An 11,655-nucleotide genomic window follows, 5' to 3' on the forward strand; every position below is an offset into this window, starting at 1 on the left:
CACGCCTTGGGGTCAGTCATGGGTATTCTCTGGACCATCATCATCGGGTTTCTCGCCGGCGTCATCGCCAAGTTCCTCATGCCGGGCCCGAACGAGCCCGCCGGCTTCATCCTGACCACGATCCTCGGCATCGTCGGCGCATTCGTGGCGACCTTCCTGGGCCAGGCGATCGGCTGGTACGGGCCGAACCAGGGCGCGGGCTTCATCGGCGCCATCGTGGGGGCCGTGGTCGTGCTGTTCATCTACGGCCTGATCGCCGGCCGCCGCACCACCACCTACTGACCAGTCCGGCAGGTCCGGATACGACGAGGGGCGCCCCGCGGGGCGCCCCTTTTTTTTGACCGACGCATTCCGGTAGCGAGTCTCAACACAGCGCTCTCCGTCATCACGAGCGCAGCGACGTGACCCAGGGCAGCGCGACGATGTCGAACGTCGCGCTGCCTGGATTGCTTCGCTGCGCTCGCAAAGACGAAGGCGCCGAAGCCCTCCGAGGGCTGAGGCTCAGAGATGCTCGGACGCGGCCTTCACGGCGCAGTGGCCGGTGGCGCCGCGCACGGCGAGGCCCACGCCGACCACGAGGGCCAGCAGGCTCAGGAGCTTGTTGGGACGGGGCTGCGCGGCGGCGGCGGCGATGCCGAGGCCCAGCGCCACCGAGACGGCGCGCTCCGTCGTCGACAGGTTCGGCTGCCCGCTGAAGATGTCGTGCATCATGTCGTTGGCCATGAGGGTCTCCGATTGGGAAGTCGCGGGGGAACGCGGCATCCGGCGCCCCGTTCCCGGCCGACGACCGGTGTGACCCGACCTCGACGGGGCAACAAAAAGGGCGCGGCCCCGGAGGACTGCGCCCGTCTAAGAGATCCCCGCCGACCGAGGCCGGCGCGGGCGTCCCGCGTGCTTACTCGCCGGCCTCGCGGCGGCGCTCGCCACGGTGGCGGCCGCCCTCGCGGGGCTCGCGCGGCTCGTCGCCGCGCTCGGCCCGGTCGGCGTCGCGCTGAGCCTTCACCTTCTCGGTGATGTCCTCGCCGGTCTGCTGGTCGACGACCTTCATGGACAGGCGGATCTTGCCGCGGTCGTCCTGACCGAGGAACTTCACCTTGACCTTGTCGCCTTCCTTGACGACGTCCGTCACCTTGGCGACCCGGTTCGCGGCGAGCTCCGAGATGTGGACGAGGCCGTCCTTGGCGCCGAAGAAGTTCACGAAGGCGCCGAACTCCATGCACTTCACGATCGTGCCGTCGTAGATCACGCCGACCTCCGGCTCCGCCACGATCGAGCGGATCCAGTTGTAGGCCGCCTTGATCGCCTTGCCGTCAGCCGAGGCGATCTTCACGACGCCCGTGTCCTCGATGTTGATCTTGGCGCCGGTCTTCTCGACGATCTCGCGGATCACCTTGCCGCCGGTGCCGATCACGTCGCGGATCTTGTCCGTCGGGATCTGCATCGTCTCGATGCGCGGCGCGTACTCGCCGAGCTCCGGACGGGCCGCCGTCAGCGCCTTGGCCATCTCGGCCAGGATGTGGGCGCGGCCGTCCTTCGCCTGGGCGAGGGCGATCTTCATGATCTCCTCGGTGATGCCGGCGATCTTGATGTCCATCTGGAGCGAGGTCACGCCCTCGTCCGTGCCGGCCACCTTGAAGTCCATGTCGCCGAGGTGATCCTCGTCGCCGAGGATGTCGGACAGGACCGCGAAGCGCTCACCCTCGAGGATGAGGCCCATGGCGATGCCCGCCACCGGACGGCGCAGCGGCACGCCGGCATCCATCAGCGACAGCGAGCCGCCGCAGACCGAGGCCATCGAGGACGAGCCGTTGGACTCGGTGATCTCCGACACGACGCGGATCGTGTACGGGAACTCGTGGGCCGGCGGCAGGACCGGGCGGATCGCCCGCCAGGCGAGCTTGCCGTGGCCGATCTCGCGGCGGCCCGGCGAGCCCATCCGGCCAGTCTCGCCGACGCTGTAGGGAGGGAAGTTGTAGTGGAGCAGGAAGCGCTCCTTGTAGGTGCCTTCCAGCGCGTCGATGAACTGCTCGTCCTCGCCGGTACCCAGCGTCGCCACGACCAGCGCCTGGGTCTCGCCGCGGGTGAACAGGGCCGAGCCGTGGGCGCGGGGCAGAACGCCGACCTCGGAGAGGATCGAGCGGACCGTCTTCACGTCGCGGCCGTCGATGCGGGCGCCACTGTCGAGGATGTTCCAGCGGACCACCTTCGACTGGGCCTCCTTGAAGGCGGCCTTGACCTTCTCGGCCGGGAACTTCTCGGCGCCCTCGGGGCAGAGGGCGGCCATCACCTTCGCCTTCACGGCGTCGACGGCGGCGTAGCGCTCCTGCTTGACGGTCTTGGTGTAGGCGGCGCGGAGCTCCGCCTCGCAGACCTCCAGGACGGCCTTCTCGACGTCGGCGTTCTCGGGGGCCTTGAAGTCGCGCGGCTCCTTGGCGGCCTTCTCGGCGAGGCGGATGATCGCCTCGATCACCGGCTGGAAGTGCTTGTGGCCGAACATCACGGCGCCGAGCATCACCTCCTCGGAGAGCTCCTTGGCCTCCGACTCGACCATCAGCACCGCGTCCTGCGTGCCGGCAACGACGAGGTCGAGGCTCGACTCTTCCTTGGTCTCGGTGACCAGCGGGTTCAGCCGGTAGCCGCCGTTGATGTAGCCGACGCGGGCGCCGCCGATCGGGCCCATGAACGGCACGCCCGAGATGGTCAGGGCCGCGGAGGCCGCGACCATCGCGACGATGTCGGGATCGTTCTCGAGATCGTGGGTCAGGACAGTGACAACGACCTGCGTGTCGTTGCGCCAGCCGTCGATGAAGAGCGGGCGGATCGGGCGGTCGATGAGGCGGGAGACCAAGGTCTCCTTCTCGGAGGGACGGCCCTCGCGCTTGAAGTAGCCGCCCGGGATGCGGCCGGCGGCGTAGGCGCGCTCCTGGTAGTTCACGGTGAGCGGCATGAAGTCGATGCCGGGCTTCGGCTCCTTGGCGGCGACCACGGTCGCGAGCACCGAGGTCTCACCGTAGGTGGCGATGACGGCGCCGTCGGCCTGGCGCGCGACCTTGCCGGTCTCCAGGACGAGCTTGCGGTCGCCCCACATCAGCTCTTCGCGTTGAACGTCGAACATTCTCAATCTCTTCCTTGCCTGCGGCGGGCCCAAGCCCGGCGCCGCCCGGGGGCAAGACGGCGAGACACTGCGCCCGAAAACGCTCGGCGAAGTGTCTCGCGATCCTGCCCCGACGCTGGCGCCTCGAAGCGGCCCGTTTGTCGGGAGGCCGGACCCATTCCGGCAGCCCGCGATGGTGAAACGCGGCCCCGGGCCGGGCCCGGAACCGCGCGAGACGTGCCTTAGCGGCGGATGCCGAGACGCTCGATGAGGGCGCGGTAGCGGGCCTCATCCTTGCGCTTGACGTAGTCGAGCAGCGAGCGGCGCTGCGAGACCAGCTTCAGGAGGCCGCGGCGGGAATGGTTGTCCTTGCCGTGGGTCTTGAAGTGGCCGGTGAGGTTGGTGATCCGCTCGGTGAGGATCGCCACCTGGACCTCGGGGGACCCGGTGTCCTTGGCGTCCTTGCGGTGTTCCTTGATGAGCGCGGTCTTGCGCTCTGCCGTGATCGACATCGCGTGCCTTTCGGGTTGTGCTGGTCGGATGCGGCGCCCCAAACGGGCGCGCGCGGGCTCGGCGTTCGGCCGGTGCCGGGATGTCGTCCAGCACGGTCACAGCGCCAAGCGGCTCAAGCCCCGCCCGGCAACCCGGGTCGAGGCCGCGCGATCCATACACGAAACCGACGGTTATGCCAGTCCCGAGCCGGGCGGGCCGCAGCGGTGGCGCGTCGCGGCTGTCCGGGCCCGTCCAAAGAACGGTTAACGCCGCCGTGCTACCCGGAACCGCTCACGCGACGCGGCCCGGCGATGAACGGCACCTTCTCGGATGCGTGCGGCGTCGCCGTCGCGACGCTGCTCGGTATCCCCCTCGTTCTCGTGCCGGGCTATGCCCTGGGCGGCCTGACCGGCATCCTCGGGTTCCGCTCGCTCGCGCCCGGCGACCGCCTCCTGTGCGGGGCGCTCCTCGGGATCGGGCTGCTGCCGGCCCTCGACAGTCTGCTGATCCAGGCGGGCGGCGTCCCGGTCGCGGCCCTCGCGACCGGCGCCCTCGGGCTCGCCGCACTGCGGCCGGTCGCGCGGAGCCTGCGCGAGTCCCTCGACCGGGCGGCGCTCGCCCTCGCGCTGCTCTGGCTCGGCGTCGTGGCCTACGCACTGATCGACGTCGATACCGGCACCGCCCTCTACCGGCCCGTGACGATCATCGACCTCGTCAAGCACGCCGCCCTGACCCGCGCGATCGTCGAGCACGGATTACCGCCGGTGGACCCGTTCTTCGCCCGGCCCGAGCGGGCGGGCTACTATTACGGCTTCTACACGCTCACCGCCCTGGTCGACTGGGCGGGCGGACGGCTGGTCGACGGGCGGACCGCCTTCGCGGGCCTCGCCTTCTGGACCGGCCTCGCGCTCCTCGGCCTGATCGACCGTCTGCTCGCGGCGACCGGACTCGTCGCGGACGCCGCGCCCCGGCTCGTGCGCCGCGCGGTGCTGCTGCTGCTGCCGGCCGGAAGCCTCGACATCCTGCTGGTCCTCGCCGACCGGGCGACGTCCGGGACCTGGCTGCCGGTCCCGGAATGGCTGAACGAGCAGGTGCTCAACTGGCCGGCCTCGCTGGTCTGGGTGCCGCACCACGTCGCCGGCGCCCTGGCCGGGTGGCTCGGACTCCTGGCCCTGGCGGAGGTCGCGGACCGGACACGGCCGGACAGGCGCGCGGAGGCGGCGGCGATCGGCGTCGCGGCACTGGCCTTCGCCGCCTGCGCGGGCCTGTCCGTCTGGGTCTGCCTCGGCACGGCGAGTGCGGCCGGTGCCTGGCTGGTGCTGCTCGGCCTGGAGCGCCGCTGGCGCGCCGCGGCCCGGCTGGCGGTTGCCGGCCTGCTCAGCGCCGCGCTGGCCGCCCCTTACCTGCTGAGCGTCCTGGCCAACCGGACCGACGGCGGCGCGCCGATCCGGTTCTCGATCCGGCGATTCGGGCCGCTCGACGGCCTCGTCGACGAGCTGGCCCTGAGCGCGCTCCGCCTGATCCTCCTGCCGCTGAACTACTACACGGCCCTGGGGGTCTGCGCCGCCGGTGCGCTGCTGTTCTGGCGCCTCGTGCCGCGCCGGGAGGCGCACGGGCGCGAGGCCGGGCGCCTGCTCACGCTCTGCGCCGCGGCGAGCCTGCTCCTCGGCGGCGTCCTGCGCTCGGCGATCCTCAACAACGACCTCGGCGCGCGCGTGGTCCTGCTCGCGCAGGTCGCGACCCTGGTCTGGACCGTGGTGGCCCTGACCCGCCTGAGCGAGGCGCGGCGGCTCCGGTTCCCCGGCCTCCTCGCCGCGCTGCTGATCCTCGGCTACGCGACGACTCTCTACGGCTTCGTCGGGATGCGCGCCTATCCCGCCTCGGACCGGCCCGCCTTCGCCCGCCTCGCCGGCCGTCCCGATATCGACCGGGCGCTGCGCGCGGCCTACGCCTGGGCGGGCACGCACCTGCCCCGGGACCTGGTGCTGCAGCAGTCGCCGGTGCCGCACCGGGTGTTCGATTTCGGGCTCTACGGCCTCCAGCCGACGGGGGTGGCCGACGCGGAGGCGCGCCTGTTCGGCGCCCCGCCGGACGCCGTGGCGTCGCGGCTCGCCGACGTCGCGCCGGTCTTCCGCAACCGCCTGGACGGCGCCGAGGTGCGGCGGCGCGCCGAAGCGGCCGGGATCGGCGGCCTGGTCGTCACCGCGCAGGACGCCCCCTGGAGCAGCCCCGATTCCTGGGTCTGGCGCAGCCCCGCGGTCTACGCCGATCCGCTCGTCCGGATCCTGCGGGTCCAGGATCTCCGTGGAGGATCTCCGTGACTGAACCCAGTCCCGCGGCACCCACCCGCCCGCGCGCCGGGCAGGCCCTGCGCTGGCTCTGCGCCCAGGCGCTGCTGCAGGCCGGCGCCGTCGTCATCGGCTTCGCCTGCTTCGTGCTGCTGTTCCAGACGGATCTGTGGTCCGGCGTGACGATCCTGTTCTACCGCGGACTGATCCTGCTCGCGGTCGCCTTCCTGCTGACCCTGGCGGTCACGATGGCGCTGGCCGGGCTCGGCCGGGCCTGGGGATTGCGCCGACGGGATGCCCTCGGCGCCTGCGTCCTGTCGCTGTCCCTGAACCTCAGCGCCTTCGTGATCCTGCCGGTGACGGTCGACCGGTCGATCAGCGTGTTCCTGCTCGGCCAGATGGCTGCCCATCCCGGGGAGCGCTTCACGCCTGAGCGCGCGCGGGCGGTGTTCGAGCGGGTCTACCTCGGCGAGTTCCGGCAGATGGAGCGGCGCTTGGCCGAGCAGCAGGCCTCCGGCAACGTCGCGCGAGCGGGTGACGGCTACGTCATCACCCCGCAGGGCAGCGCCTTCATCCGCTTCTGCGGCCTCGTCGCCCGGGCGTTCCGGACCGACACCCGGATGATCGCCGCCGCACCGTCCCCGCCCGGCGGGGGCGACCCGGAAGCGCGCGGCGGGCCCCCTGAACCCGATCCCGTGGGCGCGGTGCGGCGGTAGGCTGTATCGACTCGGGATGAGGACGGTGCGGCGCCGGTCCAGGCGGTTCCGCGGAGGCCGCCGTCCGGGCATGAAAAGTGCCGGGTGACGATCCGGGCGAGGGAGAACGGACGCGATGGCGGAGTCCGCGGTGACCACGGGTGAACGGGCGGGCGCGGGGCGCGGACTCGCCCGGAGCCTCACCGCGCCGGGCCTCGTCGCCATAGGCCTCGGCGCCACGATCGGCGCCGGCATCTTCGTGCTCACCGGGACGGCGGCGGCGCAGTACGCGGGCCCGGCGCTCAGCCTCTCCTTCGTGATCGGCGGCGTCGCCTGCGGCCTCGTCGGCCTGTGCTACGCCGAGTTGGCCGCCATGATCCCCGAGCCGGGATCGACCTACACCTACACCCGCGCGAGCCTCGGGCGGCTTCCCGCCTGGATCATCGGCTGGGACCTCGTCCTCGAGTTCGCCGTGGCCGCGGCGACCGTGGCGGTGGGCTGGTCGGGCTACGCGCAGTCCCTCGCGGCGGAGTTCGGCCTGCGCCTGCCGCCGGCCCTGGCCGCGGCGCCCGGCGCCGGCGGCCTCGTCAACCTCCCGGCGGCCGGGATCGTGCTGCTGCTCAGCGCCCTGCTGATGCGCGCCACCGCGGAGGCGTCCCTGGTCAACGGCCTGCTGGTCGCCTGCAAGGTCGCGATCATCCTGGCTTTCGTGGGTGTCGGCGTGGCCCATCTGCGTCCCGAACTCTGGCACCCGTTCGTGCCGGAGAATGCCGGGACCTTCGGCGCCTACGGCTGGAGCGGCGTGTTCCGCGGCGCCGCGGTGGTGTTCTTCGCCTTCGTGGGCTTCGAGACCGTGGCGACGGCCGCGGGCGAGTGCCGGGCGCCGCAGCGCGACGCGCCGGTCGGCCTGATCGGGTCGCTGCTGATCACCACGATCCTGTACGTGGCCATGGCGGCCGTCCTCACGGGACTCGTGCCCTATCGCGACCTGGACGTCGCCGACCCGGTCGCCAAGGCGGTCGACGTGATCGGCCTGACGGGCTTCGCCACGATCATCAAGGCCGGCGCCCTGATCGGCCTGACCACCTCGGCACTGACCGCCCTCTACGGGCAGAGCCGGATCTTCTTCGCCATCGCCCGCGACGGGCTCCTCCCGGGGATCTTCTGCCGGGTCCATCCGGTGACGCGGGTGCCCGTGGCGAGCCAGCTGGTGATCGGCCTGTTCACGGCGGCCGTGGCGGGGCTCGTGCCCATCGACGTCCTGGGCGAGATCGTCAGTATCGGCACGCTCCTGGCCTTCTGCCTCGTCTGCGCGACGGTGCTGATCCTGCGCCGGACCGATCCGGACCGGGCGCGCCCGTTCCGCGTGCCGGCGGTGACCCTCATCGCCGGACTGGGGATCCTGTCCTGCGTCACGCTGATGGCGTCGCTCCCGGCCGACACCTGGATCCGCCTCGCGGTCTGGCTGGCGATCGGCCTCGCGATCTACGCCGGCTACGGCCGGCGGCACGGCCGGCTCAGCTGATCAGGTTGATGGTGGCCTGCGCGAGCGTCTTGATCGAGGCCGAGGCGCTCAGGCTCAATTCGTAGTTCCGGACCACCCGCTGGAGGTCGGCCGATTCGACCGCGACGTTGACGTTCGGCAGACGGACATAGCCGGTCGGGTCGGCCCCGGGATTGGTCGGGTCGTAGCGGGTGCGGAAGCCGGTGGTGTCGCGGACGATCCGGCCGACCGGGTCGCGGGGGCTGTCGGCCGCCACCGGGGCGAACACCGCGATCTTGCGGGCGTAGGGGGCACCGCCCGGGGTCGTCGGGACCGAATCGGCGTTGGCGAGGTTCTCGGAGATCGCGCGGATCCGCCCGCTCTGCACCTGCCGGCCGGCGGCCAGGGCGCCGGCGGCCGAGTTGAGGGCGCTGGTATCCGGCATGCGCGGGCCCTGTCGACGGCGAGGATCTGACCGAATCCTTGCCGAACAGCCTTAACCGGAAGTTAAGACGCCCGCGCGGAGAGGCTCAGCGCGTCCCGAAGATCCTGCCCGTCGGTCAGGCGAAGGCCGCGGCGGCGCAGCGCGGCCAGCATCGCGCGGTCGGGGAACGGGCAGTAGGGCAGAACGGGCTCGGACCGCCCCTCCGGCAGGGTTCCGCTCCGGGTGACGTCCTCGAGCAACCGGTCGAGCATCCCGCGCCCGTGGGCGTGGAGCGCCACCGAGGCCCGGGTCGCGGTGGTACCCTCGGGCAGCGCCAGCGCCTCCTGGGCGAGGATCGCGCCGGTGTCGATCGCGGCCGCCAGCCGGTGCAGGGTCATGCCGAACTGCCCGGGCCCGTCGGCCAGCGCGTGGATCGTCGGCACCGGGCCCCGGTGGCGGGGCAGCAGGCCGGGATGCCCGTTGATCCCGCCGAGCCGCGCCAGCCCGATGGTCTCGGGCTTCAGGATCTGGTCGAAATGGTAGGTGAGGATCAGGTCCGGCGCCGCGTCCCGGAGGGCCCGCGCGACGTCGGGACCGTTGACGTCGTCGACCGTCAGGGTCGGGACGCCGAGGCGGCGGCACAGGGTCCTGAGCGGCGTCGCCTCCGGCGCGTCGCCGCTGCCGGACGCCGCCTGGGTCAGGGGCGCCAGGGGCCGCAGCAGGTCCGGCAGGCCGAAATTGACCGCGAGGTAGGGCAGGATCCCGGGGCCGGAGCGCGCGAGGTGCCGCCGGATCTGCCCCGTGAGGCCGCCGCTCGACGGCCGCTCGGCGTTGGAGAGCCCGACCAGCACGATGTCGGCCCAGAGATCGGCGACGAGCCGGCGCACCGCGCGGGCGTTCGGCAGCGCCTCCAGAACGAACAGCGCGATCCGGGGTCGCGCCATCAGCGCCGCTTCCGGCGCTGGAAACGGAAGGCGTAGAGGCCGGCCTTGCGGACGTTCTCGGGCAGGAGCAGCACGGTGCGCGCGAGCGCCGTGAGGATGAACGGGAACGCGATCACGTCGCGGTTGGCCGCGATGCCCTTGGCGATCCGCACGGCCGCCTCCTCGGCGCTGATCTCGAGTGGCCGCCAGCCCTTCAGCTCGCCGCCCATCGGCGTCTTCACGTAGCCCGGGGTGACGACGTTGACCTTCACGCCGCGGGGCGCGACCTTCTGGCGCAGGGCGAGACCATGGGCGACGAGCGCGGCCTTGGCACCGCTATAGGCCGGCGCGTCCTGGAGCGGCGCGTAGGCCGCGAGCGACGACAGCAGCACGATCTGGCCGCGCCCGCGCTGGAGCATCAGCGTCAGGGCGGGCAGGATCACGTTGAGCGTGCCGGTGTAATTGATGTCGGCGGTCTCGAAGGCCACGTCCTCGGCCTCCACCTGCCCTTCCTGGTTGCCGCCGTTCACCGCCGCGTTGGCGATGACGAGGTCGAGGGGGGCCTCGGCATCCGACCGGTGGACCAGCGCCACGGTGGCGGCCCGGTCGCGGGTGTCGAGGCGGGCGGTCTCGACGGCGGCGCCGCTGGCGCGGCAGTCCCGGGCAACCGCCTCCAGCCGCTCGGCGTTGCGGCCGACGAGGATGAGGCTCGCGCCGGTTTGCGCGTAGTGGCGCGCCAGCGCGGCGCCGATGCCGCTCGACGCGCCGGTGATCAGAATGCGGGGCATGGGGCGGGTTACGCCGCCGCGCGGGGAAAGATCAAGGCCGGGAACGGCTCACCGGCGTTTAAACGCGCTTCAAAGGCCGCCGAATGGCGACGGCCCGGGAGCCGGGCGAGCCCGGTCAGTAGACCGGCGCGAGCTCGCCGTCGCGCTCGGCCACCTCACTCACCGCCCGCGCCGCCGCCAGCATCGCGTCGGGGAGGGCGGCCTCCATCCGCGGTACCGAGCCGGCCACCGCGCGGTCGATCGCCTCCTTGGAGAAGAAGCCGCCGTTGACCTGGGTCCGGTGCAGGACCACGCGGCGGAAATCCGCCATCAGGTCCGTCTCCGGCGGCGTCGGATTCTTCCAGAAGCTGTCGAGGTCGCCCTGATGGGTCAGGCCGGCCATGTTGTAGATCGCGGTGCCGACCGCGTGGGTCGGGCAGCCCATCTCCAGGGACAGCATCCCCACCGTCGAGTTGACGATGACCACCCCGCGGGCGCCCTTGATCAGGGCCGGCAGGTCGCCGCCGTCGATGAAGTCGAGCCGGTCGCTGACGCCGTGGCGGCGGGCCGAGGCGCGGGCGAACTTGCGCCAGTTGATCAGGCCGCTGTCGAGCGGGTGCAGCTTCACCAGCAGCCGGGTCGGCGCCGACGAGCCGTCCGCGAAGGACTTGATCACCCGGTCCATGAAGCCCTCGACGCCGAGGAACGGCGAGTGGACCCGGATCTGGTAGTCGCTGTCGAGCTGCAGCGGCAGCAGGAAGTAGTCGCAGCCGACCGCGCGGTAGATCTCGTCGCAGCGCGCCGCCTCGCGGCGGGTATGCGCGCGGCGGGCGAACTTCTTGATCCAGCCCGCATACTCGGCAGCGATATGGGTCGGCCGGTGGCTGCGGAAATGGGGGAAGAGGTAGGGGAACAGGACGTTGGCGAGGTTGTAGCCGACGTCCCAGACGCTGCGCCGGGCCATGTCGCCCGTGGAGGGCATCGCCCGGCCGGGTTGCGGCAGGCGCCGCGCCAGGGCGCGGATCTCGGCGGCCGTCCGGGGGAGGGACGAGAAGCCGTTCACGCCGCCCAGCTCGCAGGTGATCCAGTTCGGGCGGATATAGCCCTCCTCGAACACGTGCACCCGCAAGCCGCGATACTCGGCGATCATGCGGGCCGCCTTGTGGAACGGCCGGCAATCGCCGAACAGCACGATGTCGGTCACGCCCTCGCGGTCGAGATAGGCGTCGAGATACTCGCCCCAGGTCTCGCGGCGACCGCGGTAATTCTCGGCCTCGCCGCTCCAGAACAGCCAGTCGCCGGGGCAGAGATTGATGCGCCGGACAGAGTGTCCCCGCGCGCGCAGCGCCTGTCCGAGATCGGAGAAGAACGGCGTCGCGATGCCCTGCAGGAAGAGGAAGGTCGCGGGGCGGTCGCGGAGGGCGTCGGGGGCGGGCTGTTGCATTCCGCGGCGCTTCTGTCCTTGACCCTGGGCCGGATGAACCGAACC

Annotated in this window: 11 protein-coding genes; 4 read left to right on the forward strand and 7 right to left on the reverse strand. The window is 72.0% G+C overall.

Annotation, left to right across the window (positions count from 1 at the left end):
- Window positions 1-18 precede the first annotated feature (18 nt).
- Entirely contained in the window at window positions 19-282 is a 264-nt protein-coding gene (locus tag ACQKQD_RS09320) for a GlsB/YeaQ/YmgE family stress response membrane protein (RefSeq protein ID WP_012317940.1), read from the forward strand.
- 219 nt (window positions 283-501) lie between these two features.
- Here ACQKQD_RS09320 and ACQKQD_RS09325 read toward each other — a convergent pair whose 3' ends face one another.
- From ACQKQD_RS09325 to rpsO, 3 genes are all read right to left on the reverse strand, one after another.
- Window positions 502-723 (reverse strand): YgaP-like transmembrane domain, encoded by a 222-nt coding sequence (locus ACQKQD_RS09325; RefSeq protein ID WP_020093742.1) that lies wholly within the window; start codon window positions 721-723, stop codon window positions 502-504.
- Between the two features lie 172 nt (window positions 724-895).
- Window positions 896-3,115 (reverse strand): polyribonucleotide nucleotidyltransferase, encoded by a 2,220-nt coding sequence (gene pnp, locus ACQKQD_RS09330; RefSeq protein ID WP_056525668.1) that lies wholly within the window; start codon window positions 3,113-3,115, stop codon window positions 896-898.
- Between the two features lie 221 nt (window positions 3,116-3,336).
- Window positions 3,337-3,606: a 30S ribosomal protein S15 gene (gene rpsO / locus ACQKQD_RS09335; protein WP_012317943.1), complete on the reverse strand. Its 270-nt coding sequence runs from the start codon at window positions 3,604-3,606 to the stop codon at window positions 3,337-3,339.
- Between the two features lie 291 nt (window positions 3,607-3,897).
- Between rpsO and ACQKQD_RS09340 the strand changes: the two genes are divergently transcribed.
- The 3 genes from ACQKQD_RS09340 to ACQKQD_RS09350 all read left to right on the forward strand — a co-directional run bounded on the left by ACQKQD_RS09340 (window position 3,898) and on the right by ACQKQD_RS09350 (window position 8,094).
- Window positions 3,898-5,907, forward strand: a complete 2,010-nt coding sequence (locus ACQKQD_RS09340; protein ID WP_427508173.1) for a hypothetical protein — start codon at window positions 3,898-3,900, stop codon at window positions 5,905-5,907.
- Window positions 5,904-6,590 (forward strand): hypothetical protein, encoded by a 687-nt coding sequence (locus ACQKQD_RS09345; RefSeq protein ID WP_427508175.1) that lies wholly within the window; start codon window positions 5,904-5,906, stop codon window positions 6,588-6,590. The genes ACQKQD_RS09340 and ACQKQD_RS09345 overlap by 4 nt, the downstream gene beginning before the upstream one ends.
- 115 nt (window positions 6,591-6,705) lie before the next feature.
- Window positions 6,706-8,094 (forward strand): amino acid permease, encoded by a 1,389-nt coding sequence (locus tag ACQKQD_RS09350; protein ID WP_427508176.1) that lies wholly within the window; start codon window positions 6,706-6,708, stop codon window positions 8,092-8,094.
- Here ACQKQD_RS09350 and ACQKQD_RS09355 read toward each other — a convergent pair.
- The 4 genes from ACQKQD_RS09355 to ACQKQD_RS09370 all read right to left on the reverse strand — a co-directional run bounded on the left by ACQKQD_RS09355 (window position 8,087) and on the right by ACQKQD_RS09370 (window position 11,610).
- Entirely contained in the window at window positions 8,087-8,497 is a 411-nt protein-coding gene (locus ACQKQD_RS09355; RefSeq protein ID WP_020093747.1) for a flagellar basal body rod protein FlgC, read from the reverse strand. The two genes, ACQKQD_RS09350 and ACQKQD_RS09355, sit on opposite strands and share 8 nt — an antisense overlap.
- Window positions 8,498-8,559: 62 nt before the next feature.
- Window positions 8,560-9,420, reverse strand: a complete 861-nt coding sequence (locus ACQKQD_RS09360) for a formyltransferase family protein (protein ID WP_427508177.1) — start codon at window positions 9,418-9,420, stop codon at window positions 8,560-8,562.
- A complete protein-coding gene (locus tag ACQKQD_RS09365) occupies window positions 9,420-10,187 on the reverse strand; it encodes an SDR family NAD(P)-dependent oxidoreductase (RefSeq protein WP_020093749.1) in 768 nt (255 codons plus the stop codon). Before ACQKQD_RS09365 ends, ACQKQD_RS09360 begins: the two co-directional genes overlap by 1 nt.
- Window positions 10,188-10,302: 115 nt before the next feature.
- Window positions 10,303-11,610 carry a capsule biosynthesis protein gene (locus ACQKQD_RS09370; RefSeq protein WP_427508178.1) on the reverse strand — a complete coding sequence of 436 codons (1,308 nt, stop codon included), beginning with the start codon at window positions 11,608-11,610 and terminating at the stop codon, window positions 10,303-10,305.
- Window positions 11,611-11,655: the final 45 nt, after the last annotated feature.

Source organism: Methylobacterium sp. NPDC080182 (genome assembly GCF_050281105.1).
Taxonomy (GTDB): Bacteria; Pseudomonadota; Alphaproteobacteria; order Rhizobiales; family Beijerinckiaceae; genus Methylobacterium.